We start from the raw sequence: 25962 nt of genomic DNA, 5'->3' as shown, positions 1-25962 counted from the left end.
CCGCCGCCCCCTTACCAAGTTACCAGTGCCGCGACCCGGTCCGCGATCAGCTTGTACCCCTGAACGTTCGGGTGGAACTGGTCCGTATACAGATAGTCGCTGACTTTGAGCTGGAACAGGTCGAAGGTCGGCACGAGCACCGTCTTCGGATACGCTGCCGCCGTCTCCGCCGCCTGGTAGTTCCAATCCCGTACAATCTTGCTCGTCACCTTCGCATCCTGGAGTTCGATGAACGGATTATAGAGCCCGATCAGGAAGAGGTTCGCGGAGGGATTCAGTTCCCTCAGCTTGCCGAGAATCCCCTGCAGCTGCTTCGCGTACTCCTCCTGGATCTTGGCCACCGCTCCAAGGTCCAGCGCCGCCAGCGTCTCGCCCCCGCGGAACAAGTCATTGCCCCCGATGCTGACGAGGATGATATCGGCCGCCTTCACCTGTCCCTGTACGGCCGCGCTTCCGATCATCTCCGCAAGCTGCGGGGACGTCTGTCCATTGACGCCGAGGTTCTCGAGCACGACTTCCTGCTTGGCCCTCCCCTTGAGAGCATCCGCCAGATAGCCGGCATACCCCTTGCCTTCCGGATCGCCGAATCCCCGAGTGAGGGAATCGCCCAGCGCCAGCACGCGGAACTTGCCGTCATCCGCTGACGGAGCCTCAGGCACCTTCTGCACCGCCGTCGGCGCCTTCGTCAGCGGAACCGCGGGTACTTCACGGAAATAATCGTATAGCGTCCAGGCCAGTCCCGCCAGCCAAGCCGCCGTAGCCAGCGCCGATACCGCCATCAGCCAAGGTAACGTTTTTTCTCTCAAGGGTGCGCCTCCTCCGTGATGAATCCGTGACTGCTCTTTCTTTAACTGTACCGCAAAAAGCCATGCAACTCCAAATCCTGCCGAAGCGGCCCGGACGTCCGGCTGCGGTAGCGCAGGCGCCAGCCGAGGGCATGCCAAATCCCCCCGGATGATCTCCGGAGGAGGTCTAGGTCGCAGACCCGCGCTCAAGGGTCGACCCGCCGGGGCCCTTCATTCGCCCTATAAAATGTAAATTCTGTGATATAGGTAACAGAATTGCGTCCGGCGATCCTGTAAGATGCTCATTAGATCATACATAGACACGAACCCCATCCCGGCCGGCTCCCTCCCCGGAGCTTCACTCTCTCCAGGCCGGGTTCTCCCCGAGCCCCACAGTCTGGGGATCCTCCTCCCGAAATCCTCACCCGCACCAAGAGCCGGTTCGAAGCCTTCTTCCCGAAGCTTCGAACCGGCCTTTTTTTGGATATATGATGCTTGACGCCTCCTGTCGGTATGCGGGACGGCCGGGCCTGCGCATAACGGCTGGCTGCATGCCCAGGCGGAAGCTCTCCTCCTGCGGCCGGACTTACCGGAGGGAGGCCGCATAAGCCATCGGGGTCACGCCGGTATAGCTCTTGAAGCTCCGCGTGAAGTGGCTCTGGTCGTAGAATCCGGCATCGGCAGCCACCTCGGCGATGCTCCCCCGCCGGCCGAGCTCCCGCTTCGCATGGTGGAGGCGCAGCATCAGCTGGTACGCGTGGGGAGGGATCCGGAAGGCGCCCGTGAAGCAGTGGACCAGACGGAACCGGCTGAGGCCCGAGACGGCTTCCAGCCGCTCCAGCGTCACACCCTCAAGCGCATGCTCGTGCAGGTACTCCTGCACCCGCGCGAGCTTCCGGCGCTCGCCCGCCTGCCCGGCGGCATACGCTTCCACAGCCGCTTCCGGGTTCAGCAGCCCGCCGACCAGCTGCAGCAGCCCGGTCTCGGTTTCGAGCGGCGGTCTCCGCGCGGCGAGGCTGTCCGCCAGTTGGTTCATGAGAAGGCGGGAGCCCCTCCCGCTCTTCCGGTCGATAAGCAGGGCAGGATCGCCGAGTCTGATCTCCTCTCCCAATCCCTTCACCCAATCCGCATGGATGAACAGCATTTTGTACTTCCACCCCGTCGATTCGAGCGGACGGCAGGCATGCGGCAGATAAGGCGGAATCCAGATCAGCCTGCCCGCCCCCATCTCCAGCTCCCGGCCGTCGCACCAGACCCGGCTGCCTCCGTCTTCCACGATGCCGAGGGAATATTCCTCGTGAAAATGCTTTTTGGATGGAAGCTCGCCCGACACGCAGACTTTGCATTCCAGCTGCGGCAGGGCGGCATCCCGGTAGAACCGGATATCGGGCTTCATCCTTCTGCTCCCCCTCCGTATCGGCATAGTCCCGTTTCCTTTTATTCTAAAAGCACCCTGCTGGGCGCTGCAACCCCCGGATGTCTAATGGGCTAATCCCCGGCGGGCAGACATCCTCCCCGCCGGGCCGCAACCGCGGTTGACCGCCGCCACCCTTGCTCCCGCTGCAGTTGACCCCTGCCGAAAAAGGGCGTATCCTTGTCCTTATCTCGACGAATTCTCTTCCTTCCAAAGGAGAACTTACATATGAATGAACCGAACTTCTCTGCCGGGGCCCCGGCCCCTGCAGGCGGCCGAGTGCTCATCGTCACCGCCGTCGACGCCGAACGGGACGCCGTCCTGCGTGGGCTCCGCGGGGATTCACGCTTCGAGGTTATCGCCGCCGGCGTTGGGCCGGCTTCAGCGGCTGCAGGCACGGCTTCAGCGCTGGCTGCGGGCGGATACGGCCTCGTGATCAGCGTCGGCATCGGCGGGGGCTTCCCCGGCATAGCGGCTGTCGGATCGCTCGTTGCCGCAACGGAGATCGTGGCTGCGGACCTGGGCGCCGAGACGCCCGAGGGCTTCCGCAGCGTGGAGGAGCTCGGCTTCGGCCGCTCCCGGATTGCCGCCGACGGCGGGCGGACTCTTCGCCTTGCCGAAGCGCTGGCGGCTGCCGGACTGCCGGCAGCCGCCGGTCCAGTGCTCACCGTCTCGACGGCCACCGGCACCGCAGCGACGGCTGAGGCGCTCGCCGCACGGGTACGCGGTGCCGCCGCCGAAGCTATGGAGGGCTATGGTGTCGCTACCGCCGCTGCTCAGCACGGGCTCCCCGTAATGGAGCTCCGTGCGGTATCTAACGCGGTCGGTCCCCGGGACCGCGCCGCTTGGAAGATTCCCGAAGCGCTGAAGGCGCTCGAAGCTGCAAGCACCCTATTCCTGGAGGTCCTCTAAGATGCAGATCGCTTTCTCACCATGTCCTAACGACACGTTCGTGTTCCATGCCTGGGTACACGGTCTCGTGCCCGACGCACCGGTACCGGAGGTCTTATACGCCGATATCGACATCACCAACGCACTCGCTGCCGCTCCGGGCGGCCCCGATATCATCAAGCTCTCCTACGCCGCGCTTCCCTGGGTGCTGGAGGAGTATGCCCTGCTGCCGTGCGGCGGCGCGCTCGGCCGGGGCTGCGGCCCTCTCGTGCTGACCGCCTCCCCGGAAGCCGGCGCGCTGGGCGCGGTAGCCTTGTCCGGCAAGCGGGTCGCCGTGCCGAGTGAGCGTTCGACCGCCTACCTGCTGTTCCGCCTGTGGGCGGCTCAGAACGTGCCGGGCGGCGTAGGCGAGATCGTCGTCATGCCGTTCCACGAGATCATGCCGGCCGTCCGCGACGGACAGATCGATGCCGGGCTCGTCATTCACGAAGCCCGCTTCACTTATCCGTCTTACGGACTTACGCTGCTGACCGACCTCGGCAGTTGGTGGGAACAGGATACCGGCCTGCCGATCCCCCTGGGAGCCATCATCGCCCGGCGTTCCCTTGACCTTCCGGCGATCGCGGGCTGGATCCGCTCTTCGGTGGAATATGCATGGGCCCACCCCGAGACTTCACGGGACTACGTGCTGAGCAAGTCGCAGGAGCTGGATCCGAAGGTAGCCCAGGCGCATATCGACCTCTACGTGAACGAATTCACGGCCGATCTCGGGGATAGCGGTTATGCGGCGATCGAAGCACTGCTCGGCCGGGCGGCTAGGGAAGGTCTCGTCCCGGGGTTCGATCTGGCGAAGCTGCGTTACTAAAAGAGTTCGGGCTGCACCGAATCTAACCTAAGAAGCCCCTTCCTGCTGCCCGCGGAAAGGGGCTCTTGCTGTGGAGCCGGCTCACCGGCACTGCTGGTTTTCGTCTTCGCTTGATAATCGGAAAGTACCCCATATAGTACCGCCGGCACTTTGGAATGAGCCTCATATATTCCCTGCGTCAAGCGATATGCCGTGCGCATTGGATGAAATTCTCCAGCGTCTCTTCCCGTTGGCTCTCCAGCTCGCTTACATCCCACGGGCCGCTCTGACGCCGGAGGTCGCCGGCAATCAGCCCCAGCATCCATAGCGAAAAGGCGGCGGAGAACAAATAATATTCCTGCTTGAACGCGGACCGCCCCAGCTCCGAGCGCTCCCCGCTGCAGTCCAGATACGTATCGAGCAGCCGCTCCCGCAGCGCCTCCGTCACCGTCTTCGGGAAGACGGGATGAGACAGGTCCACCAGGTGGTACAGATCCCAGCACGGAACATTCAGATGCGCATGCTCCCAGTCGAGTACGACGACCCTTCCGTTCAAGGGCGCATAATTTCCGAGGTGCAGGTCGCCATGGGACAGTACCCGCCTCCCGCTCCAAGTATGGGACTCCAGCCGGCGCAGGAGCTCCTGCAGCATTCCTGCTGCCCCCGGAGATGGAAGCAGCTCCGCGAGTGTATCACTACTTCGCAGAAGCCCTCCCGCGATCTCCTCGATCGGGGGCTTCGGTCCCCTCATGGGAGCTTCATTCCAGCGCTCGACAGGCGAGGCATGCCATCGCGCCATCTCCTCGACCACCTGCAGCACAATCTCTTCCCGGAAAGTGTGCTGCAGCCGGCCGAGATCCTCGTAGATAACCCAGCTTCCATTCTCCGGCGCCGACTCGCCCGACCGGGCGAGCATACGCGGGTAGATCGGCGGCAGGCTGCCCAGCACCTGGTCGTATACCCAGGCCTCCCGGCCCCTCTGGCCGCTATGCGTTACGGGCTTGAATACATAGCTCTCTGTGGGAGACAAATAGAAGCGCTCCACATGCCTACCGTTCATGCCCGTGTAGAGAATTTCCCGCTTGACGATCCGGCTGTCATCGAGCGTCCCTGCGGCTGACACCACTTCTCCGATCCGCTGACCCATCGTTCATCCCACCCGAATTTACCAAGATATAGTAACCCCATTATAAACTACTTAAGCCCTTATATTAATCTTTTTTAAAAATTCGGTGCGGCCCCTCTGCAGCGGGTGGCATTCATAAGTTTCCATCCTGAATCTCCACTGAGAGACGGCTGAATGCTTCATGAGCTCCTGCTGAACATTCCCTGAACATGGGGGTGACCGGCGCCCTCTGACTAGAACCGCATGTCAAAGGTTCCGTTCGGTTTCGTCACGGAGCCCGTATGGACACCGTAGCTGTCGCGGGTACCGGCCCCTTCGCCCGGCTTCGCGGATGGAAGGAATCCCCGGTCTTCTTTGCTCCCCTGCCACTGCTTGATCTCGGCCTGAAGCCGGACTTTCTGTTTTCTCCAGGTCGCTTGTGTCATTCACACGTGCCGCCGCGGAATAAGAGTGGCTACCCTAATTTGGAGGTGGTTGGGGAAATAAAAAAGCGTCTGCACAAGGCAAACGCTTCTGAACGTACACGCTATTCCTTTCTTCCCCGGTCTTGGTCCGCGGCGGTTCCGGGCGGCCAAGCCTCGTCCCTGGCATCCCCCGGCTCCTCTACCAAACGCTGCAGGGCCGCCAGCTTGTTCTCCCAGAACCGGCCGTAGAAGTCGAGCCACTTCTGCAGCTCCTGCAGCGGCTCCGGATCCAGCCGGTAGCGTGTCTCCCGTCCTGCCTTCCGCTCCTTGACGAGCCCGGCTTCCGCCAGGATGCGCAGATGCTTCGAGACGGCGGTCCGGCTCATCGGGAAGTGGCTGGCGATCTCCTTCACCGGCAGTTCCGCAGCCGCGAGCAGTCCCAGCAGCCGGCGCCGCGTCGGATCGGCCACTGCCTGGAAGACGTCGTGCTTGGGCAGCGCGGGCATGGCTTAGGCCCCGCCCTCGACATAACCGGCGAGCTTCTGTACGAGGCCCACCCAGCCCTGCGCCATCCGTTCGCGGACCACACGGTGCGTCTCGCCGAACTCGGTGATCTTCTCCGGGTCCCAGCCCGAGTGGATCAGCGTGAATTCGGTCTTGCCGTCCACCTCCTTCAGCTCAAAGGTCAGCGACCAGTCCTGTCCCCACAGGAACGACAGCCGGTTCGGAGGATCGATATGCGTCACTTTGCAGGGTGACTTGCCGAACGGTCCTGCTTCCAGATGGAACTCGTGTCCTTCTACGGGTTGGAAGTCGTTGGGCATAAACCAGGCGGCGATGCCTTCGGCCGTGGCGACCGCGATCCATACTTTGGCGATCGGGGCGTTCAATACCTTGGTTTGCCGGATATCGGGCACGTGATTCGGATCTTGGGTCATAACTTGGATGTCCTCCTGAGGATCGGTCGATCCGTATGATGGTGTTAGTTACAGCAGCATTTCCCTTCAGGCTCCTTAGGAAACCTTTTGGTTCCCTTTGATGATACGACACCATTTGGTTGTATGTCAATGGGGACGGGCTGCTGCAAGGCGGAGCTGCAGCCGCTCCCTTTCAGTTTGCTCCCGGTAGGACCCTGTTATCATCTCCGCGGCATAACAACTTGCCCAGGCTGCGGGCCTGGGCAAGTTCGCTGTTCCGTTCCTACAACCGGTTGCGCTTGTAGAAGGTGACGATCAGGCAGGCGGCCAAGAGAACGATCATGGCTGCTCCCGTGGCTATGGCCTCAGACGCGCTGCCCTGCTGTTGTCCCGCGCCCGGGCCGCCAGGGCCTCCGCCCATCCCGCCGGGTCCTCCGCCGCCCGGAGGCATTCCCCCGGGACCACCGCCCATGCCGCCCGGCCGCTGGCCCATCTGGCCGCCGGCGGCCCCCTGGCCTGCTGCGGTTTGGCCGTTCTGGCCTTGGCCCGCTGCGGCACCCGGCCCAGCGGCTGCAGCTGCCAGCACCGGCTGGCCCGCTTGTGTGCCGCCTAGGCTTGCAGCCGGCTCGGCCTGACCGGCCCCGGCTGGCTGTCCCCCGCCGGCCGGCGCTCCTGCGCCTTGGCCTGCCTGACCACCCGGCATGCCGCCGCCCATCCCGCCGCCGCTGCCGGAGCCGTCGCCGGAGGATGGCGACGTGCCATCCAGCTGCGACGCGATCGAAGCCGCCTGCTGCGACGCGAACTGCTTCAGCTGGGTGACGCCCTGCTGATACGCCTCATAGGTGACGAAGGCCGTCGGGTCCTTCTCCACATGGGAGGAGATGAGGCTTGAGAGCTCCTGCACCCGGGTGCTGAACGTCTCGTCCGCCAGATACCCTTGAATCATCCCGGAGAGGATCGCATGGTACTTCTCTTTGTACTCTTCAACCTCAAGCAGCTTGGCCACCAGGGGTCTCTCGGCCAAGGTCCCCTGCGTCGGCTCGTCAATGAGCAGCCCGGTCCCCCCCAGACCGCCGAAGGCCATGTTATAATCCCAAGGCAGGACCGAGAATTTGCCCTCATCTTCGTAGAGATAGTAATTATGCTTGTTCTGTCCGAGATAGCTGTCCATGTTCGCCGTCAGGACGTTCAGCGCGATGAAGCTCAGCGCTTCGTCCACATCGAGCACCTGCTCCAGGTCGCCGCCGTTGTTCAAGGCATCGGTCAGCTTCAGCAGCACGTCATCGTTCGTCGACTCGGATTTTAGAGTTAATCCCGTATAGGAGTCCATATCCCCCATCCAGGTCAGATCGGAGCCCGTGCCGCCGTTGGCCTTGTACAAAGCTCCGTAGGCACTTCCGAAGTTGCGCTCAAGGTAAGCTTCGCCCACCTGCTCGACGGCCAGATAGAAGCCCTTCAGCTCCCCGTTGACATATACGTTCACGAAGGAATACTTCGGCACGGGCAGCCCCATCTGCTCCGCCAGCTCGTACGTCAGGAACTCCCGCATATACGAAGCGTCGCTGTAGTTGTTGTTGAGATTGATTTTGGTCAGGCCGTACAGATTCTGGCTGGAGATATATTCGTCAAAGGCCAGCTTGAAGCTGTATCTCTCCGAATCCGAATTAACGACGCTCCGCAGGCTGAGGTTACCCTTCGTCCGCACCGCCACATGGTCGAGCTGCACGCCGTTATAATTGACGGAAGCGGTTTTGTACTCCTCCTCCCCCGCATTGGCCAGCATATCCTGAAAGTCGGCTTCGTCGATCGTAATCCTCACATCGATGACTCTATCCTTGGGAAATACCTGCTCATCGATCTTCGTCTCGTTCTCCGAGGCTGTCCCGGACGACGCCGTCTGGACGGCAGCCATCCCCAGGGCGGGCGTGCTTGCGCCCGTCGCCCCGCACCCGGTCACCCCGAAGAGCAGGAGGGCGCTCAGGAGCAGCGCCGCGGCTCTCTTGTTCATCTGGAGATCCTCCTCTCGTTCTCGGTTAGGACACGTAGTCTCCGCTGTAGGAGATCAGTACGGCATTCCTTACGCCCGGCAGTGCCGAGATGCCGTTCACGAACCGGCCTTCCTTGTCGCGCAGACGAATTTCCAGGGTGGTTTCGATGTTGCCCGGCGTTACGGTCTTCTGCTTGACATTGAACCGCTTGACCGTCTGTGCCATGTGCTTGTGCACTTCCTTCTCGCTCTCGTCACCGTCGCAGTTGACGACCAGAAGATACGGGGTTTCGAAGGAAGTGCGCTTGATGAAGAAGAACAGCACCAGCCCGATAACCGCCGAACCCAAGATCGCCAGCGAGTAGAAGCCCGCACCCGCTACGATACCTGCAGCCGCTGCCCAGAACAGGAAGATGAGGTCGGTCGGATCCTTGATCGGTGTCCGAAAACGGACGATGGACAGGGCGCCGACCATACCGAGCGATAATACGAGGTTCGAGTTCACCGCAATGATGACCATCGCCGTCACCATCGTCATGCCGATGAGCGAGACGTTGAAGCTCTTCGAATACAATACGCCGCTGAATACGCGCTTGTAGAGCAGGAAGATGAAGAATCCGATGAAGAAGGCGACGGCCAGCGACAGGCCCATCTTGGTCAGGTCGATATCCGACACGAAATTTTTGACGACCGAGTTCTTGAGAATATCCGTAAAATTCGTCGTCCCGGTGGTCGACGCTGCGGCTGCGGTTGCCGTTGTTGTAGCTGCCATGATCAATAATCCTCCCAAGTGTTGAATTTCAAAAATTTTCTGCAGATGACATATTTGGATGCGGATTGCCGTTGAAGGCCGTCCAGCTGGAGGGCCGCCCGGATGTACTCCGGTATGTACTCGTCGAACTTCACTTCGAGAATCATCAGGTCCTCGTCGATCGCGCGGACGGGATCGAGATGCTTATTGAAGATATCCGTGGAATGCAGCCCGGTGCGCAGTTCCTTGTCGAAGGTGATCCGGACATTGCCGTTAGGGCATACATAGGGCTCGCGGATGTAGTCGACGATGACCTTCGGACGCAGCATTTTGTAGGTCATCTCGTTATACAGCTCGGTGAGAAATGGCTTCCCCGGCACGTTCAGCACCTCATAGTCCCCGCCCACTATCGACTCGTACATCTCCCGGGTCAGGGAAGCTTTGACCTTCGCGATGTAATCGCTCCGCTTGATCTTCTTCTCGAAGTGGATGATGTGATCCTGAATGTTATAGATCCGGATGCGGTACTTGTACCGGTCGCGCAAGCCCCCGAGCTTCTCGTGCAGCGCCGTATTGTGCATGTCGTCGAAGTACAGGCTGCGGATGTGATACTCCCCCGTAGCGCCGGCATGCTCGTCCCGCTTCATCAGATGCTTCAGCTTATGGCTGATGAGGTAGTGCTGGTGGCGGTTGATCATAAATTTCAATTCGTGACGGAACTTCAGCTTTTTCGGTTCCCTCGTTACGATTTGCAGCTCCATTCGTACACCTCTTTCTCTCTCAGGCAGCCCCGTATTTCGTGTGGCATCGTTTGTTTGTGCGCAATGCGTGTTTACATTTTCCTTTACAAAACCCATTGTAAGTCCCCCTGCTGAACTCATCCTTAGCGCAGCCTGAGTGTTAACTGAATGTTTTTTACGTGGAATTTACATTGGCTTTACAATGGATTTACAATAGGCAGACACCATAACGGCAGTCGCTGCAAGACAAGGGCTGCAGCCAAACAACGGGAGAGGATACGAATGAAGCGATACAGAGATTGGCTGTGGCTGGCCGGAACCGGCCTGCTGCTCGCAGCCGTGTGGATAGGGATCGAATGGCGGAAGGCAGGAGGCGAGGAGAACGGAAGCCTGCCGAAGTCCATCGTGACCACGGTCAGCGGAGACGCCCGGACTAGCCGGGGGTTCGCCTGGTACACGGCAGATCGGGACGGCGCGGCCGTGGTCCGGATCGCCGAGGGAGCGGAAGAGGATGCGCTGCAGAGCAGCACCGCACGGAGCATAACGGGCGTAACGTTACCGGTGAAGACGTCGGACGGCGAGACCCAGGGCTCGCATCAGGTGAATGTGACCGGCCTGAAGCCGGGAACGACGTACACCTACCGGGTGGGCAGCGGAGCGGAAGGGTCTTGGAGCGAGTCCGCCTCCTTCACGACGGAAGCGGACGGGGCGGAGAAGGTCACGTTCCTGAACGTGACGGATTCCCAAGGGGTGACGGAGGCGGACTTCGCCGTATGGGGCCAGACGCTGGACCGCGCATTCTCCCTATTCCCGGACGCCCGGTTCATCGTCCATAACGGGGACCTGACGGAGGATCCCGGGGATGAAGCGGCCTGGGACCAGTTCTTCGGGAAGGCGCAGCGGTGGATGCGGCGGGTCCCGCTCATGCCGGTCACCGGCAACCATGACGAGATCGACGGCGGGGCGGAGCGGCTGCTCCCCCACTTCGTCCTCCCTGCGAACGGGGCGGACGGCCCGGCTCCCGGGACGAACTACTCGTTCGATTACGGCGCCGTCCATATCGCCGTCCTCAATACGGAGTCGAAGACGGACAGGCAGACCGCGTGGCTGCGCCGAGATCTGGCGGCGACCGACAAGCCGTGGAAGATCGTCGCCATGCACCGCGGCGCTTACGGGGGCAATACGTACAAGAAGGCGCAGCAGTGGGTCCCCGTCCTCGACGAGTTCCAGGTCGATCTCGTGCTGCAGGGCCACAACCACGAGTACTCGCGCTCCTATCCGCTGCGTGGCGGCAAGGTCACCGGCTCCGCGGACGAGCCGGTAGTGGACCGTGCAGGCACAGTCTATGTCGTGACCAACGCCTCCGGCACGAAGTTCAACGAGAAGAAGGACGACCAGTTCTACCATGCGGTGCACTTCCAGAACGGGAAGCCGATGTTCGCCGGCATCACGATAAGCGGTGATACGCTTACCTATCAGGCGTACGACATCGACGGGAAGAAGCTCGATGAGGCCGTGCTGCGGCACCAAGATAAACGCGCATCGTCCTTTAAGGACGATGCGCGTTTATGGGATAGATAAGAGTACAGGATCGAACCCTGGTGAGATATAAATTCTTATCTATTAAAAAAACGCCTTCCCCTGCAAGAGCAGGCGGAAGGCGTTACGATGGACTGCATACGGTTATGAACTTGAACTTACACTGTCTTACGAAGAAATCTGCGCGAGAATGCTCGGATCTTTCAGCTTGGTATCTTGCGCGAGCATCGTAATCTTGGACAAGATCTCGGCCGTCTTCGGATCTTCATCCATGAACGGCAGGAAGATCCGGCCCCGGTGCTGGGCATGAACCGGGATGATATAGAGGGCTCCCGAAGCCTGCTTGTAAGCCATCCCGCTGCCGAGATGCACGCTGTACTCCCCGAGGCTCCCCGCAATCAACGCAAAGTTGCCCTCCAGCCGGACATTCTTGATCTTGAGCAGACGCAGCGACTCGGCCGCGATGACCCTCCGAAGTTCAATGGTCGTGAGGCTAGCTTCCGGATCGACAGAGCCGGCATGGGCCACACTGACCACTAGGTCCACATCCCTCATGACCTCCGAGAAAATCAGCGGAGGGATGCTGGCGATATCGAGCGGCTCATAGGTCCGGCGATGGAAGAATCCGACGGTCTCAAGCGTCGGGCTCTCCACCTCGGAAGGAGAGAACCAATCGGCCAGCGCGTAGACCCGGGCGATGATGTTCTCCTTATAGTACACCTTCTGCAGGCCTTCTTCGTAGCTTGCCGTCCACAACCGGGACTTCAAGAGCGCGGCGGCCTTCCGGGGCTGGATCTGGTGCCCGGCATACCGGCGGGAGAGCGTGCCTGCCGCCAGTTCATCCGGATTCGGCACATACAATTCCCGGAATACCTGCTTGAACGGCTGGCGGATCTCCCGGTCGAAGAGATGCTTCTGATACGTGCTCCAGGACCCGCTCTCCAGCAGATGAACCGGGTGGGCGATCCGCAGCTCGTCTTGTGCGGCGATCTCATGCTTCACTCCCTGCGGATCCTCCAGCAGACCCTCTCCGTAGAATCCGAGCCGGCCGCCCGCTTCGAACACCAGGGCCCGGAGCATCGGGGCAATCACGGGGCTTGTCATGAGGCCTGCGAGTTCGGCTCCCGTGAACGTACTTCCGGCGGTCATCGAACGCTCCAGCTCCTCCTTCGCCCGCTTGTACTGGCTGCGGAGCTCGGCCGCTTTCTCCCTCAGCTCCAGGATCCGCTCATGCTTTTTATACTTCGCCGGGACCGACTTCAGCACCTTGCCTTTGCTGGTCACCTCGAGCTCGGCTGTGCCTTCATCGTCAATGGCTATCCGGACCGTCAAGTCGTCCAGCGGCTGCGGCTCCAGATCCTGCAGCATCTCCTGAATTTTCTTGGCTTCGAGATCCCAGGTCATCCGGATGACGTCCGGGTATCCCGCATTCCTCGCCAGATTGTCCAGCGCGATCCCGCCGGCCTTAGTTTCGCTCGCCCGCCGCTGCGCTCCGAACTTCTTGCTCTCCTTCAGGAAATGATGAATGAGTTCATACCGGCGCAGCAGCTCTCCCTCGCGCTCAGGGGAGTCTCCCAGAGGGATCAGGCTGTAGCAGAGCAGATGGTCCTTGTTGCGCTTGGACAACGCAGACTCCCTCATCTCGCCTGCATCCAGGCGGCCCAGCACCGCATCGGCGAACAGCTGCGACCTCCGGTGATTGGCGCCCGCCGAGATATACTTCGCGCAGTCGTACAGAATACCGAAGCGCTCCCCGCCGAGCTCGCGGTAGGCTTCTTTGAACCACTCCACATCGAACGCCCCGTCATTGAAATCCTGGGAGGCAATAGGGGAATAATGCGCCACTATCGTTTCTTTCTCTGCCGAGAACGTCTCGTTGATATGCGCATGGAAATACCAGGCGGCGCTGCGCAGCCCTTCCCACTTCAGGTGCTTCGCCACGATATCGAGCCACTGCGGCGCATACATGGCCGCCTCCAGCAGCCGTTTCTCGGTGATTCCGCGGCCTTGTAGCTTCTCCCGAAGGTGCTGTTCGTCCTCCCCTTCCTTCGGGTGGCAGATGCGCAGCAAATAAGAGAAACTTTCCTTCCTGGTGGTCTTCTCCCCGCCGCCGTAGATGTACCCTCGGATGAAGGACTCCCGGTCCAGTCTCGAGAGAAGGGCCACAAAGTCGTCCATGCCCTCCATATACCGGATACTCAGCGCGAGCCCTGTCACCTCGGTCGCCAGGTCTCCCCGGTTGAGCTCGATATCCAGAATTCTCCGGACCATCCGCTCCTTCAGCGGGGCCAGCGACGGATACTTCTGTACGATGTCCAGCTTCGGTTCCGTCAGGTCCCCAATCCGCCGCCCGCTGCCCTTGCGGATCATGCACTCTTGGTATATCTCTTCCTCGCTGACCAGACCCAGCTCATAGGCCCGGGCGAGCTCTTCGGTATCCGGCTGGAAGGCATAGTAGCCCGAGAGAGCATACAGATTGAAGCCGTAGGCAAAGTATTCCGCAAAGGAGGCATCGCTTGAGGCTGTCTGGCGAAGCCAGCCAAGCCAAGGATAAGCGAACAGCTGCAGGGTGTACCCCTGGTCCTCAGGAATACGGCCTGCTTCCTCCTCCAAGCGGCGGACGATCGGATTCATCACTTGACCAGCCCAAGCGAACCGCGCCGCCGCCTCGCTGTCCTCCACATAAACCTCCAGCAGCTCAAGCACCTGGGGAGCGTACGCGAGCTTCTCCAGATAAGCATGCATCTCAACCAGCGTATCCACCGGGTAGAGCTCGGCCATGAGGGGCTTGCCCCACGTATCGATATCCTTATAGCGGTCCTCTCTCCAATATTCCAGGCTGCCCGTATAATACCGGTACAAGTCATCATGGTGCCGGCAGTAAAAAGCGGTCTGAAGGAGTTCTTCGGCCCCGAAGCCGCTCCCGGCCAAATAGCCGTTCCATACGTCGGCAAGGGGGTAGCCGTCCATCCGCTTCTCCCCCTCCTGCATGTCATGGAAATACCGCTTGTGGGACAGTTTGGTGCCAACCAGTACCGACTCCTTGCCCCCCGAATACCAGGATACCTCGTACTCGTGCTCCCTGTGCTCATGAACAAGCTCGGACAAGGCCCCGAGGAATGCCTTAATCCGCTCGGCGGACAGAGTGAAGAACGAACGGACGCCGGTGTCCGGGCAAGGGGGCATCGGCTTCAGCTCCCGGTCGGCGGCCGGGTCGAATAACCCAAAGCCGTCGCGCAGCCCATGCTCTTCCTGCTGGCTCAGCCGCCCCAGCAGCGTGCGTTCCTTCTTCGTCGGCTGCTGCACCAGGGCAGTCAGAGTAGCCATGTCTCCGAATGAGCCCAGGCGCTCCTTGTCCTCCTTCACCTGACAGAGCACTTCAAGCCCCCCGAGCCGCTGCAGCTCCTGGCCGCTGCCAAGAAGCCGTTCAAGGGATTCCCGCAGCTCATACGGCTCAAGCCCCAGCAGAATCGTGATTGCGCTCTGCCGGAGCGCTCCTGTCTTCAGCTTCAGAATTCCCTCCACGATCTCCACTTCGGAGGGCGCGAGCTTCATCTTCTTGAGTTTGGCAAGCGCCGTTTCCCGGATGGTCATGCTCTTGTCGGCCAAGCATTCGAAGACGAACGCCCGCTGAACGGGCTGGGTGAAGTCCTTGACCAAGTGCTTCAACACATCATCGCGGACATCGGGACTAACCTGATCTTGGAGTGCTATGAGCTGCTCGACGAATTCGGTCTCGAGGGCATAGGCGGCGAGATACATCAGCTTCCTCGCGATGTCATCGGTGGAATGAACGACCCACAGCCACTCGAACACGCGCGAAGGGAAGTTCATCTCCTTCTGCGGCATAGCGAGCAGCATCGATTTCAGCAGGCCGAACTGCCTCCTGCGCTCCTCCGCATCTTCCAAGCTCGGCGTACGCTCGAACTCCATCGGATGTCCTTCTTCCCCCCAGAATCGGACCCGGAAGGCGTAATTGGTAATGAGCAGCGCCTGAAGCTCCGGATCGGTCTCATCCAGATGATGCCGGGCCACCTCATATTTCAATTCGTTGTTCTGGCTCTGGTCCAAGTAATACAGGGCGGCGGCCTTCTGGTACACTTCCCCCTGGTTCAAGATCCAGTGAATCCGCTCCGGAATCTTCGCTTCGTCGCGCATCCCCGTGGCCCACAAACTGATATACAGCTTCAGGACGTCGCTGCTCCGGGACCACGCTTCGCACAGCTCCTCGTCGGCCAGGCACTGCCGAGCATACTCCAGGCTGAGCTTGAGCACCCGGCTCTGTGCCGACCCGAGCCCAAGCCCGGTCCACACATTGAACGCCCTCTCCACAGAGCTGAACCGGCCAAAGTCGTTCTTCACGATGATGTCCAGCATGTACACCATCGCATCCAGTGTGCCCTCGTCCATCGTCTCCACGATGCTCTGTCTCAGACCCTCCTGGAGCCTGGCGGCGATCAGCATGTCACCCATCATTTGATAAGCCTCCGGGAGATGGCAGAGGAAGAGGCCTTTGATCATCCGCCGGTTGAGCAGCGCCGTGTTGTTATCCCCGAAGAGGATGTCTTTGACGGCCGCCAGCACTTGATCATTCCCGCGGTCCAGCTCATAAGCGAGAATGTCGCTGATGACACCATGGCGGTGCAGCTCCTCGGAGGGCGCCGTCAAATAATCCAGGATACGGAACCCCTTGTGATGCAGCTTCGCCAGGTCAACCAGCTTTTGGATCGCGCCATCCCTATGCACTCCGATCTCGGTGGTGCGCAGCGGCCTCCTGTAATACCCCACCGTGTAGGGATATTCCGCCTGGTGGGCCAGGATATAAGCCATCACGTCTCTTTCGTAGGAACCGAGCAGCTCCCCCGCCAGCTCTATCAAGGGGTCAAGCAGCCGGCTGCCGTCCCCCTCTGCCAAAGCTTGCAGCGCTTCTTTCGCGTCGTTCAGATAATCATGGCCCGTATAGCCTGTCCGCTTCACTTCGGCGATGATGGCAAGCGCCAGATCTCGCTTCGAACCGGACAGGGCTGCTGCCCGGCCTTCCCATGCTTCGAATGTGTTGATACGTTCCTCTGTCATCGTGCTTCTCCCCCAGTCACCACAATCGTCCTGCCAGCATGGTGAATTTGATCAGAGCGATATCCGCTCCGTCGTTCACATGCAGCGGATCGTCCAGCCTCTCCGCTTCCTCTTCATCGATGAATACGCGGTATAGTCCGTCTTCGAAAGCCAGAATCGCCGTATCGACGGCCTCCTGCTCCTTCGCAGCCGCTTCATTGTATTTCGTGCCGAATCCGACCTTGCCCACACCGCGCTGCAGATCGATCTCATCCGCCGTCAGATAGTGAACCAGCGGGGTCTCCGCCGCGGATGCGTTGAAGCGCTTCACATTCTGCACCACCAGCGCGGTAAGCAGCTCTCTTAACGTGTGAGGCTCTTCTTCCAGCACAATCTCTACCTTCTCCAAGTAGTTCTTCCTCTTGGCCAGGCTCTTCACGGTAACAAAAATTCTCATACATCCTCCGTTCCCGCTTCCCTACCGAAGTGCTCTGTTTCTATAATTCAACCAATAATCCATTATATTCCGGAACCCGCTCCCCTGTATAGATGTGCCTCCTCCCCCTAAGCTCCACACCACGGAGTGGGCAGCCGCATAGGATGATGACAGGTTACCATCTTATAAGGAGGTCATGTACATGAGCTGGCAGTACCGCAGCTACCAACAGCCGCCGGCTGGAAGTACCCATCCCGCCGTACTGGCCGTCAAGCAGGGGGATGTCACCGGGGACGGCATACCGGATACCGTCTATTTGTACGGTACGAAGTCCCAAGAACCATCCGGATTCGCAGACGGCATCACCCTCGTCATCCAAGACGGAAGGACCCATTACAGAACAACGGTGAATCTCCGCAATAACGCAGGCTACGGTGCCCGGCTGCTCCTGGGGGACTTCACCGGGGACCGGACCGCAGATATCCTGGTCACGATCGACTCCGGAGGAAGCGGGGGATATATCAACGCTTATCTGTACTCTTTCCGCGATCATAGGCTGCGGGAGTTATTCGATGCCGAGAAATACAACCAAACTTCCAAGTTCAAAGTGAACTACGAGAACGGGTATAAGGTGAGCGTGGGAAGTCCCCAGCTGGATGTGCTCTTCACTTTGGATATCAGCCATAAGGGGGCCGAATACCTGTCGCCGTATTACCGGGAGGATGGACAGCTGAAACAGCCGGTCCAGGGCGAGGTGCTGGCTCTCGGTGCGCTGTATCCCATCGTTACGGACCCTGGGGGCATGCGCTACGATCTCATGGCCCTGCAGCGGATCATCGGCACCTATAATGCGGATACGCTGGGTTATGTCCAGAACCTGCTGACTTGGAACGGAACCGCGTTCCATTCCTCCCGGTTGTCGGCGGCCATCCCTCCGGTTAAGCTGATCGCGCACTATTAGCCACTTTCTCCGCCGCTTGCCCCACTACAAAAAAAGCTCCGGAACCCGGTGATGGCCGGTTCTCCGAAGCTTATCGGGTGCGGCCGGTCTAATAGAGTACGACCGGCTCGCCCGCCTTTGCATATATCGCCGTGATGAGCTCCGTGGCCGTCTTCGCGGACTCCCCGTCGATGAACGGCGGCCGGTCCTCCTCGATCGCGCGCACGAAGTCGGCGGCCAGCCGCTCGAACAGCACCGGATTCGGCGAGTCTCCCGCCATGGCCGGCTTCGCGAGACCCGGTACCTCCCACGCGAGGATCTCGTGGTAGTTCGCCGCAATGCTGCCCTTCGTGCCGGAGATCTCGAGAGTTTCCTTCTTCATCCCCATGCTCGCCGTGGAGGCCTCGATCATGCCAACCGCGCCGTTCCCGTACTGCAGCAGCGCATACCCATGGTCCTCCGTCTCGATCTGGTGGTACGCCTTGAATCGCCTCGCCTCCAGCACCTCCCGCCAGCCGCCGCACATCCACAGCGCCAGGTCGATGATGTGGCTCCCCTGCTGGATGAACGGCCCGCCGCCGTCATGCTCGTACGTGCCGTGCCACGAATCATAGTAGGCCGGCTCGCGCCAGTGCTTGATCGTGACGTCCACAACAGTTATGCGGCCCAGGGCGCCGGAGTCGATCAGCTCCTTGATGTACCCCATATGGCTGATGAACCGGCGCATATAGGAGACGCCCAGCTTCACGCCGTGCTCCCGGCAGCTCGCGATCATCTCCGCCTGCCTCTGCGGAGAGATATGCAGCGGCTTCTCGCAGAGGCAGTGCAGACCGAGCCGCGAGGCTTCCATGACGTTCTCATAGTGCGCCGCGTTCGGGGTGCAGACCACGACGGCCGTCGCTTCCGACCGCCGCGCCACATCGGCGAGCTCCGTGCCCGAGACGGCAATGCCATGCCCTGCCGCGAACGCTGCCGCCTTCTCCGCTGTCCGCCCGACCACACCGGCGATCTCCACCCCCGGCACCTTAGCGAACGCTGAGAGATACGAATGCGAGATATTGCCGTGGCCGATGAGGACAAGCCTATGCTTTGCCATGGGCTTCGCCTCCTTCTACACGGGCTTCACGCTGGCAAGCAGCATGTCCAGCACCTGCATGTTGCGGCGGGTCTCCTCCAGCGGGAACAGCGGAGGACGTCCCTCCAGCACCGCAGCGGAGAAGTCCGCCACCTCCAAGGTATAGCGGTCCGATTCCGCGACATCAATCTGGCGGCTGCCCTCCTCCGTAACCACCGTAATCTTCCCTGCCGTCCCGAGGAACGTATCGGGAATCTCGATCCGCCCCTTCGTGCCGACAATCTCCGAATTCATCTGGCCGAACGCATTGAACCCGCTGTTGATCGTCGCCACAATGCCGCTCTTGTACTTCAGGACGGCGGAGAACAGGACATCCACCCCGTTCTCTAAGACGCTCTGCGATACGCAGGACTCCGGCGTCTCTCCGGTGATCATCCCGATGAAGTTGACCGGGTAGCTCCCCACGTCATACAGCGAACCCCCGCCGAGTCCGGGCTGCATCTTGATCGTACCCGGGCGGTTCAGCAGGAAGCGGAAGGCCGAGTGGATGTAGCGGATCTCCCCGATCTCGCCGCTGCGTACAAGCTCCTGGAGCTTGCGCACCCGGTCGGTATAGCGGTACATGAACGCTTCCATCAGGTACACGCCGTTGTTCTCTGCCGCTTCGATCATCTCGCCGCATTCTGCGCTGTTCAGCGCGATGGGCTTCTCGCAGAGCACATGCTTGCCCCGATTCATGGCTGCGATAGCCCACTCCTTGTGCATGGAGTTCGGCAGCGGAATATACACCGCCTGCACCTGCGGGTCGTCGAGCAGCTGCTCGTAGCCTTCATATACCTTCGTTCCCGCGTAGGTATCGCGCACCTCTTGGCGCTTCTCCTCATCGCCGGAAGCGATCGCGTACAGCTCTGCGTTCTCCGACTTCAGGATGCCCGGAATAACCGACGTTTTCGCGATTCTCGCATACCCGAGAATGCCCCATCTCACTTTGCTGCCCATCGTCATGCTCCTCCTTGATTGTGTCCGGTTTCCTAATGCACACGTTTTCATTATTCATATGAATCTATTGTAGCAGAAGTTGGTTCCGGGAGCGACAAGGCAATGTATAGAAGAACATGGTAAAATAATGAAGGAAACCAACGAAATGAAGGAGTGGTTCGGTATGGAACTCAAAAACAAAACAGCGATTATCACCGGCGGAGGCAAGGGAATCGGCAAAGCGGCGGCTGTCGCCCTGGCGAAGGAAGGCGTGCACCTCGGTCTCATCTCCCGGAGCACAGGAGATCTTGAAACGCTGAAGAGCGAGCTCTCGGGTACCTATGGGGTTAACGTCTACTATGCTTCGGCCGATATCTCGAACCGGTCCGAAGTGGAAGCCGCTGTCGGCAGTCTGATCGCGCAGCTAGGCTCCCTCGACATTCTCATCAACAATGCGGGGATCGCGAGCTTCGGCAAAGTAGCCGAGATGGACCCCGACCAGTGGGAAGGCATTATCCGCACGAACCTCCTCGGCACCTACTATGTCACGCGGGCCGTGCTGCCTACCCTGCTCGAGCAGCAGAGCGGCAGCATTATCAACATTGCTTCCACGGCGGGAGAACGCGGCTTCGCGACCGGCTCGGCCTACTGTGCGTCGAAGTTCGCCGTGATGGGCTTCACCGAGTCCCTCTTCCAGGAGGTGCGCAAGTCCAATATCCGCGTCACTGCGCTGACGCCGAGCACCGTGAACACGGAGCTCGCCACGAACGCAGGCCTGCCGATCGGCGACGAGGACCGGATGATGCAGCCGGAGGACGTGGCCGAACTCATCCTCGCCACCCTGAAGCTGCCGGCCCGCGTGTTCGTCAAAGCCGCCGGCATCTGGACGACCAACCCGCAGTAAGCGGATCGTGTGGCACCCAGGCCGCTGCTGCAGGAGTGCAGCAGCCGGCTAATCAGGCACCCGAAGGGACTCACCACAGTCTGGGGCACCTTCGGGTGCCTTTTTTGATTTCCGTGTCCCAGGCACCTTCGGGTGCCTTTTTGATTTCCAAGTCATGTTTGTCTCCTTCGGTGAATAGGTTGTTTCATGTAGGCTGAACACGGTTCAATACATGGGCTGCTTCTTTATCCTATTCCTCCCTTTTGGGCGAAAGGTGGTATGACTAGTGACAGAAGCGAACGAGAATCAGAAGGGATCCACTCCGCAATCTGCGGACAATACGCTGACGAACCGCCAGGGCCACCCGATCACCGATAACCAGAATACAAGGACGCTGGGCAACCGCGGTCCGACCTCCATGGAGAATTACCATCTCCTCGAGAAGATCAGCCACTTCGACCGGGAGCGGATCCCCGAGCGTGTCGTGCATGCCCGCGGCGCCGGAGCCCACGGGGTCTTCGAAGCCTACGGCACAGCCGGGGACGAGCCCGTCTCGAAGTATACCCGCGCCAAGCTGTTCCAGGAAGCCGGCAAGCAGACGCCCGTATTCGTGCGCTTCTCTACCGTAATCCATGGCGGACATTCTCCCGAGACGCTTCGCGACCCGCGCGGGTTCGCGACCAAATTCTATACGGAAGACGGCAACTGGGATCTCGTCGGCAACAACCTCAAGATCTTCTTCATCCGCGACCCGCTCAAGTTTCCTGATATGGTGCATGCCTTCAAACCGGACCCGCTGACGAATGCGCAGAGCATGGAACGCTTCTTCGACTTCGTCTCGCTGAGCCCGGAGGCGACGCATATGGTGACATTCGTCTTCTCGCCTTGGGGCATTCCGGCGAACTACCGGCAGATGCAGGGATCGGGAGTCAATACATACAAATGGGTGAACCAGGAAGGCGAAGGTGTGCTGATTAAGTATCACTGGGAGCCGCTCGGGCAGGGCATCAAGAACCTTCGGCAGAAGGAAGCCAGCGCCATCCAAGCCACCGAGTTCAACCATGCGACACTGGATCTGTACCATGCCATCGAGAAGGGCGACTACCCGCAGTGGGAACTCTGCGTTCAGATCATGAGCGACGGGGAGCATCCGGAGCTGGACTTCGATCCGCTCGACCCGACGAAGCTGTGGCCGCCCGATCAATTCCCATTCCTGCCTGTGGGCAAAATGACGCTGAACCGCAATCCGGAGGATTACTTCACGGAGGTGGAACAGGTAGCGTTCGGTACGGGCGTGCTCGTCGACGGGCTCGACTTCTCCGACGACAAGCTGCTGCAGGGCCGCACCTTCTCCTACTCGGACACGCAGCGCTACCGTGTGGGGAGCAACTACCTGCAGCTGCCGATCAACGCGCCGAAGTCGCGCGTGGCGACGAATCAGAGCGGCGGGCAGATGCAGTACAAGGTCGACCGCGCGCCGGGGCAGAACCCGCACGTGAACTACGAGCCGTCCTCCCTCGGCGGCTTGAAGGAAGCGCCGAAGAGCGGCAAGGAGCACGAGCCGCACTATAACGCGAAGCTCGTCCGGGAGAAGATCGAACGGACGAACGACTTCGGCCAGGCGGGCAAGACGTACCGCGCATTCGAGGAGTGGGAACGCGAGGAGCTCATCGCGAATCTGGGCGGGGCGCTGGCTGGCTGCAGGGCCGATATCCAGGAGCGCATGATCGGCTACTTCACGCAAGCGGACGAAGACTACGGCCGGCGCGTGGCGGAAGCCATCCGGCAGGCCGGCGGGGATGTGAACCCGCAGACCAGCGGGGCCGATCCGGCCCGGGCAGAAGACCAAGGCCGCTAAGCCGGGCCTTATTGACGGGCTGCACAAGATTCAGCCAAAAGCCGCAAGCGGTTGCTTGCGGCTTTTGGGCATGAGGCCGGACGGAACGGGGCAGCAGACGGGTGCCGGCGTCCGCCCCTGATCTCGCAGTCCACGCGCTGCCTCCTTAGCGTTCAAGAGCGAGGGGCTTCTTCCCCTTGCAGGTCCTCCTGGGGCCATATCCCCCCGCCCCCCTTGCTCCTCCCTGCTTCCCGGTGTATGATGACCAAGAGAAACCATACTGGATTGACATCCATATATACAAAGAGCCGCCGGGCCTGCCCCGGGCGCACGGAAGGGTGGATTTTATGTCTTACAAGATCGTATTTTTTGACATCGACGGTACGCTTGTCAATGAGCACAAAGAAGTTCCGCAGGACACCATCGACGCCGTCCGCGAACTGAAAGCAAGCGGCGTAGAGCCGGTCATCGCTACCGGACGGGCCCCCTACTTCTTCCGCCCTCTGGCGGAGCAGCTCGGCCTCGAATCGTTCGTCAGCCTGAACGGTGCATACGTCGTATATAAGGGAGAAGCGCTCTACTCCCGCGTGATCCCGAAGACAAGCCTGCAGCTGCTCGTCGAGCATGCGGCGAAGAACAACCATGCGCTGGTATTCCAAAGCCATGAAGCATTCTTCACGAACAGCCAGAAACACCAGCACGTCTTCGACTCGGTGGCATCGCTGAAGGTGAACCAGCCCGGCTACGATCCGGACTATTGGCAGACGGCGGATATTTACCAGGCGTTCCTGCACTGCAGCGCCGAAGAAGAAGCCCTCTACCAGGACGCCTTCCCGGATCTGCAGCTCGTCCGCTGGCATCCGTCCGCGATGGACGTGCTGCCGAAGGGCGGATCCAAGGCCCAGGGCATTCAGGCGCTCCTGGCACATCTGGGCATCCCGCCGGAGGAAGCCGTAGCGTTCGGCGACGGCCTCAACGACAAGGAGATGCTGTCCTACGTCGGCCTCGGCATCGCCATGGGCAACTCGAACCCCGAGCTGCTCCCTTACGCGGACTTCGTGACGGCCCACGTCGACGAAGGCGGCATCCGCAAAGGCTTGGAGCATGCCGGCCTGCTGCCCGCGGTCAGCCGCGCGTAGCATCCCTTATCTGCGAACCGCAGACCAGACAAGCCCTGCCCCGGAGTTCCTCTCCAAGGCAGGGCTCTTTCGTGTTCGGGTGGGTTCGGCCTGGATCCCGTACGACCCGCAAGGCGGGAAGTATCATTATGAACCATTCTTCCCCTACTGGCCCGGCACCGGACAGCCATATCATAGACTTATCATCATCTTCTTCCTATCCCAATCGACCGGAGGCAACCCAAATGAGCCTTGGCGCTTATGGAACATTATGCACGGAAGTCTACAATCTGACGAAGCCGGTCGGGAAGTCGATCGGTGGAGACCTCGAGTTCTACCGGGAGCGGCTTCGCTCCTCCAGAGGGCGCATTCTCGAAGCGATGTCCGGCTCCGGACGCCTGCTGATTCCCCTTCTGGAAGCAGGCCTTGCGGTGGAAGGGATCGACGCCTCCCCTGAGATGCTCGCTGCCTGCCGCCAGCACTGCGAGGAGCGGGGATTGCACGTACGTCTCTTCGAAGGGGAGCTGCAGGAGCTCTCCCTGCCCTATCTATACGAGGCGATCATCGTGCCTGCCGGCTCTTTCCTGCTGATCGAAGACCGGGAAGAATCGGTCGAAGTGCTCCGGCGCTTCCACGACCACCTGCAGCCCGGCGGCCGGTTGATTATCGACTTGGAAATACCTGAACCCCATAGCTTAGAGACCGGCCGGACAGGTATCTCCACCTTCCACCTTCCAGACGGGGACGTGATCACGATGGAAAGCCGGATCGTAGAAGCTGACCTGTTCCGTCAAACTTATGTGACGTATCTCCGGTACGACAAGTGGCGCGGCGGCGCCCTCCTCTCCACCGAGCTCCAGCGGCTCGCCCTGCGCTGGTATGGTGTCGAAGAGTTCCAGATAATCCTGGAACGGCTCGGATTCACGAAGATTACCGTGTCCGCCGGTTACCAGTACGGCAAGCCTCCGGCCCGTCACGGACAGGCCCTCACCTTCGAAGCATTCCGCGCATAGCCCGGTCTCCCGGATCCGACTGCCTGACCTGACTCGGGCAAACCCCTCAGCTTCTGAAGTCAGTGACGACCTTCCGGAACGACGGCAGGCCCCTCTCCTCCGATACGAAGAAAGGGGCCTGCCATAGGTTAAAACCGAGGTTGCCTCATTACACCCCTGACTTCAGAAGCTTGCCGAGGAACGCCTGCGTCCGCTCGCGCTTCGTCGCATCGAACAATGTCTGCCTCCTCACTATCCCGCCGGGACAGCCTTTGCCTCCAGGGTTCCAATGAACACCAGATCGCTCAACTTGTACTCATTGCCTTCCTTTACGAACTTGATCTCCACTGAATACAAGGAATCCTTGTCACTGCCAGCCTGAACCTGATAATGCAGCGTCAGGCCGTTCTGCGCATCATACCCGGAAGACTTATCCGGGAACTCCCGGGAGCTCACCGCTGCGAGGGCATCCTCCATCTGCTTCCGGATATCCGCCGGCCGGAGCTGACCCCCCGTCACTTCCAAGCCACGGCTTGCCCGTTGATATATCTTCTCGGGACTGTCCGCCGCTAGGTCCTCAGGATAGTATTTGTACACAAAATCCTTCAGCTTCCCGTCCATGTCCGCCGTCCCCAGTGCATAGATATAGACGGTAAGTCCTTCTCTCGCCATCGTTTTGTATTCGTCATAAATCTTCGACGGTTCGGTATCCGCCGGGTACGTCACGGGGATCCCGCCGGCCGTCTTCTCTGCCGGCTTGTCCGTAGCAGAGGCCTCCGGTTCTCCCTGCTCCCCGGCAGGCGCCCCCTTGTCGGCTGTAGTAATGATGACACGCTCCGTCTCCTCATCCCAGCGCACCTGTGCCCCGAGAGCCTCGGCCAGCGGCTTTGCAGGCACATAGGACCGCCCCTCATAAATGATCGGGGCGAGCTCCTCTTTCCCATCGGCAAGCTTCACTTGGGTTCCGTCTACCTGCAGGGTCATTCGTTTGTTCACATGAGCCGTAATCTCGGCAATCGCCTCGTCTGCATACGTCCCGACTACCATCCCCATGGTGAGAGTTAGGGAAAGAACACCGACCACCGCTGCCGTGTTCCGTTTTTTCACAGGTCATCCTCCTCATAATGTAATCCATATAAAGGCAATATACCTATTTAGTGTAAATCACAACAGGCCCGATAGCAACCGGTTTTGAAGGACGAACGTTCCTGTATCCCTCCCCCCAACGGCAGCAGGCCCCTCTCCTCCAC

Annotated in this window: 22 protein-coding genes; 8 read left to right on the top strand and 14 right to left on the bottom strand. The window is 60.4% G+C overall.

The window, feature by feature from the left end; translation table 11 throughout:
• Window positions 1-11 precede the first annotated feature (11 nt).
• The gene (locus O9H32_RS21630) at window positions 12-806 is read right to left on the bottom strand and encodes an SGNH/GDSL hydrolase family protein (protein ID WP_269868209.1); all 795 of its coding nucleotides are present in this window, start codon (window positions 804-806) and stop codon (window positions 12-14) included.
• Window positions 807-1371: 565 nt separating this feature from the next.
• Entirely contained in the window at window positions 1372-2181 is an 810-nt protein-coding gene (locus O9H32_RS21625; RefSeq protein WP_269868208.1) for a helix-turn-helix domain-containing protein, read from the bottom strand.
• Window positions 2182-2427: 246 nt separating this feature from the next.
• Here O9H32_RS21625 and O9H32_RS21620 point away from each other — a divergent pair, with 246 nt between their 5' ends.
• The gene (locus O9H32_RS21620; protein WP_269868207.1) at window positions 2428-3111 is read left to right on the top strand and encodes a futalosine hydrolase; all 684 of its coding nucleotides are present in this window, start codon (window positions 2428-2430) and stop codon (window positions 3109-3111) included.
• Window position 3112: 1 nt separating this feature from the next.
• Window positions 3113-3955, top strand: a complete 843-nt coding sequence (locus O9H32_RS21615) for a 1,4-dihydroxy-6-naphthoate synthase (RefSeq protein WP_269868206.1) — start codon at window positions 3113-3115, stop codon at window positions 3953-3955.
• A 178-nt stretch (window positions 3956-4133) separates the two neighbouring features.
• Here the strand turns inward: O9H32_RS21615 and O9H32_RS21610 are convergent, their stop codons facing one another.
• From O9H32_RS21610 to O9H32_RS21580, 7 genes are all read right to left on the bottom strand, one after another.
• The gene (locus O9H32_RS21610) at window positions 4134-5081 is read right to left on the bottom strand and encodes a phosphotransferase family protein (RefSeq protein WP_269868205.1); all 948 of its coding nucleotides are present in this window, start codon (window positions 5079-5081) and stop codon (window positions 4134-4136) included.
• Window positions 5082-5293: 212 nt separating this feature from the next.
• Window positions 5294-5485 carry a hypothetical protein gene (locus tag O9H32_RS21605; RefSeq protein WP_269868204.1) on the bottom strand — a complete coding sequence of 64 codons (192 nt, stop codon included), beginning with the start codon at window positions 5483-5485 and terminating at the stop codon, window positions 5294-5296.
• A 101-nt stretch (window positions 5486-5586) separates the two neighbouring features.
• Window positions 5587-5970 carry an ArsR/SmtB family transcription factor gene (locus O9H32_RS21600; protein ID WP_269868203.1) on the bottom strand — a complete coding sequence of 128 codons (384 nt, stop codon included), beginning with the start codon at window positions 5968-5970 and terminating at the stop codon, window positions 5587-5589.
• A gap of 3 nt (window positions 5971-5973) precedes the next feature.
• Complete coding sequence (locus O9H32_RS21595; protein ID WP_269868202.1) at window positions 5974-6402, bottom strand: SRPBCC family protein; 429 nt, start codon at window positions 6400-6402, stop codon at window positions 5974-5976.
• Window positions 6403-6664: 262 nt separating this feature from the next.
• Window positions 6665-8389 (bottom strand): CotH kinase family protein, encoded by a 1725-nt coding sequence (locus tag O9H32_RS21590; RefSeq protein WP_269868201.1) that lies wholly within the window; start codon window positions 8387-8389, stop codon window positions 6665-6667.
• A 25-nt stretch (window positions 8390-8414) separates the two neighbouring features.
• Window positions 8415-9140, bottom strand: coding sequence for a DUF4956 domain-containing protein (locus tag O9H32_RS21585; protein WP_269868200.1), 726 nt, complete (start codon window positions 9138-9140; stop codon window positions 8415-8417).
• A 2-nt stretch (window positions 9141-9142) separates the two neighbouring features.
• The gene (locus O9H32_RS21580; protein ID WP_269868199.1) at window positions 9143-9880 is read right to left on the bottom strand and encodes a polyphosphate polymerase domain-containing protein; all 738 of its coding nucleotides are present in this window, start codon (window positions 9878-9880) and stop codon (window positions 9143-9145) included.
• Between the two features lie 261 nt (window positions 9881-10141).
• Between O9H32_RS21580 and O9H32_RS21575 the strand changes: the two genes are divergently transcribed.
• Window positions 10142-11440, top strand: a complete 1299-nt coding sequence (locus O9H32_RS21575; protein WP_269868198.1) for a purple acid phosphatase family protein — start codon at window positions 10142-10144, stop codon at window positions 11438-11440.
• Between the two features lie 126 nt (window positions 11441-11566).
• Here the strand turns inward: O9H32_RS21575 and O9H32_RS21570 are convergent, their stop codons facing one another.
• Both O9H32_RS21570 and O9H32_RS21565 read right to left on the bottom strand, forming a co-directional pair.
• Window positions 11567-16474 (bottom strand): DUF4132 domain-containing protein, encoded by a 4908-nt coding sequence (locus O9H32_RS21570; RefSeq protein WP_269868197.1) that lies wholly within the window; start codon window positions 16472-16474, stop codon window positions 11567-11569.
• A gap of 16 nt (window positions 16475-16490) precedes the next feature.
• A complete protein-coding gene (locus O9H32_RS21565; RefSeq protein WP_269868196.1) occupies window positions 16491-16910 on the bottom strand; it encodes a hypothetical protein in 420 nt (139 codons plus the stop codon).
• 181 nt (window positions 16911-17091) lie between these two features.
• On the opposite strand from O9H32_RS21565, the gene O9H32_RS21560 reads away from it, so the two are divergent.
• On the top strand, window positions 17092-17850 hold the full coding sequence (locus O9H32_RS21560; protein ID WP_269868195.1) for a VCBS repeat-containing protein: 759 nt from the start codon (window positions 17092-17094) through the stop codon (window positions 17848-17850).
• Between the two features lie 88 nt (window positions 17851-17938).
• Here the strand turns inward: O9H32_RS21560 and O9H32_RS21555 are convergent, their stop codons facing one another.
• The gene (locus O9H32_RS21555; protein ID WP_269868194.1) at window positions 17939-18925 is read right to left on the bottom strand and encodes a Gfo/Idh/MocA family protein; all 987 of its coding nucleotides are present in this window, start codon (window positions 18923-18925) and stop codon (window positions 17939-17941) included.
• 15 nt (window positions 18926-18940) lie between these two features.
• Window positions 18941-19903: a Gfo/Idh/MocA family protein gene (locus O9H32_RS21550; protein WP_269868193.1), complete on the bottom strand. Its 963-nt coding sequence runs from the start codon at window positions 19901-19903 to the stop codon at window positions 18941-18943.
• Between the two features lie 163 nt (window positions 19904-20066).
• On the opposite strand from O9H32_RS21550, the gene O9H32_RS21545 reads away from it, so the two are divergent.
• From O9H32_RS21545 to O9H32_RS21530, 4 genes are all read left to right on the top strand, one after another.
• Window positions 20067-20786 (top strand): 3-ketoacyl-ACP reductase, encoded by a 720-nt coding sequence (locus tag O9H32_RS21545; protein ID WP_269868192.1) that lies wholly within the window; start codon window positions 20067-20069, stop codon window positions 20784-20786.
• A gap of 265 nt (window positions 20787-21051) precedes the next feature.
• On the top strand, window positions 21052-22623 hold the full coding sequence (locus O9H32_RS21540) for a catalase (RefSeq protein ID WP_269868191.1): 1572 nt from the start codon (window positions 21052-21054) through the stop codon (window positions 22621-22623).
• A gap of 326 nt (window positions 22624-22949) precedes the next feature.
• Window positions 22950-23741: a Cof-type HAD-IIB family hydrolase gene (locus tag O9H32_RS21535; RefSeq protein WP_269868190.1), complete on the top strand. Its 792-nt coding sequence runs from the start codon at window positions 22950-22952 to the stop codon at window positions 23739-23741.
• Window positions 23742-23965: 224 nt separating this feature from the next.
• Window positions 23966-24733: a class I SAM-dependent methyltransferase gene (locus O9H32_RS21530; RefSeq protein WP_269868189.1), complete on the top strand. Its 768-nt coding sequence runs from the start codon at window positions 23966-23968 to the stop codon at window positions 24731-24733.
• A gap of 231 nt (window positions 24734-24964) precedes the next feature.
• Here the strand turns inward: O9H32_RS21530 and O9H32_RS21525 are convergent, their stop codons facing one another.
• The gene (locus O9H32_RS21525) at window positions 24965-25819 is read right to left on the bottom strand and encodes a copper amine oxidase N-terminal domain-containing protein (protein WP_269868188.1); all 855 of its coding nucleotides are present in this window, start codon (window positions 25817-25819) and stop codon (window positions 24965-24967) included.
• Window positions 25820-25962 lie beyond the last annotated feature (143 nt).

The sequence above is a fragment of the Paenibacillus caseinilyticus genome, assembly GCF_027533645.1.
Lineage (GTDB): Bacteria > Bacillota > Bacilli > Paenibacillales > NBRC-103111 > Paenibacillus_G > Paenibacillus_G caseinilyticus.
Note: the sequence above shows the minus strand (reverse complement) of the source record. Positions and strands in the feature narration are given on the sequence as shown.

Coding starts and splice junctions, on each gene's coding strand:
- O9H32_RS21625 (WP_269868208.1), bottom strand. CDS start 2,181: ATGAAGCCCGATATCCGGTTCTACCGGGATGCCGCCCTGCCGCAGCTG.
- O9H32_RS21620 (WP_269868207.1), top strand. CDS start 2,428: ATGAATGAACCGAACTTCTCTGCCGGGGCCCCGGCCCCTGCAGGCGGC.
- O9H32_RS21615 (WP_269868206.1), top strand. CDS start 3,113: ATGCAGATCGCTTTCTCACCATGTCCTAACGACACGTTCGTGTTCCAT.
- O9H32_RS21610 (WP_269868205.1), bottom strand. CDS start 5,081: ATGGGTCAGCGGATCGGAGAAGTGGTGTCAGCCGCAGGGACGCTCGAT.
- O9H32_RS21605 (WP_269868204.1), bottom strand. CDS start 5,485: ATGACACAAGCGACCTGGAGAAAACAGAAAGTCCGGCTTCAGGCCGAG.
- O9H32_RS21600 (WP_269868203.1), bottom strand. CDS start 5,970: ATGCCCGCGCTGCCCAAGCACGACGTCTTCCAGGCAGTGGCCGATCCG.
- O9H32_RS21595 (WP_269868202.1), bottom strand. CDS start 6,402: ATGACCCAAGATCCGAATCACGTGCCCGATATCCGGCAAACCAAGGTA.
- O9H32_RS21590 (WP_269868201.1), bottom strand. CDS start 8,389: ATGAACAAGAGAGCCGCGGCGCTGCTCCTGAGCGCCCTCCTGCTCTTC.
- O9H32_RS21585 (WP_269868200.1), bottom strand. CDS start 9,140: ATGGCAGCTACAACAACGGCAACCGCAGCCGCAGCGTCGACCACCGGG.
- O9H32_RS21580 (WP_269868199.1), bottom strand. CDS start 9,880: ATGGAGCTGCAAATCGTAACGAGGGAACCGAAAAAGCTGAAGTTCCGT.
- O9H32_RS21575 (WP_269868198.1), top strand. CDS start 10,142: ATGAAGCGATACAGAGATTGGCTGTGGCTGGCCGGAACCGGCCTGCTG.
- O9H32_RS21570 (WP_269868197.1), bottom strand. CDS start 16,474: ATGACAGAGGAACGTATCAACACATTCGAAGCATGGGAAGGCCGGGCA.
- O9H32_RS21565 (WP_269868196.1), bottom strand. CDS start 16,910: ATGAGAATTTTTGTTACCGTGAAGAGCCTGGCCAAGAGGAAGAACTAC.
- O9H32_RS21560 (WP_269868195.1), top strand. CDS start 17,092: ATGAGCTGGCAGTACCGCAGCTACCAACAGCCGCCGGCTGGAAGTACC.
- O9H32_RS21555 (WP_269868194.1), bottom strand. CDS start 18,925: ATGGCAAAGCATAGGCTTGTCCTCATCGGCCACGGCAATATCTCGCAT.
- O9H32_RS21550 (WP_269868193.1), bottom strand. CDS start 19,903: ATGGGCAGCAAAGTGAGATGGGGCATTCTCGGGTATGCGAGAATCGCG.
- O9H32_RS21545 (WP_269868192.1), top strand. CDS start 20,067: ATGGAACTCAAAAACAAAACAGCGATTATCACCGGCGGAGGCAAGGGA.
- O9H32_RS21535 (WP_269868190.1), top strand. CDS start 22,950: ATGTCTTACAAGATCGTATTTTTTGACATCGACGGTACGCTTGTCAAT.
- O9H32_RS21530 (WP_269868189.1), top strand. CDS start 23,966: ATGAGCCTTGGCGCTTATGGAACATTATGCACGGAAGTCTACAATCTG.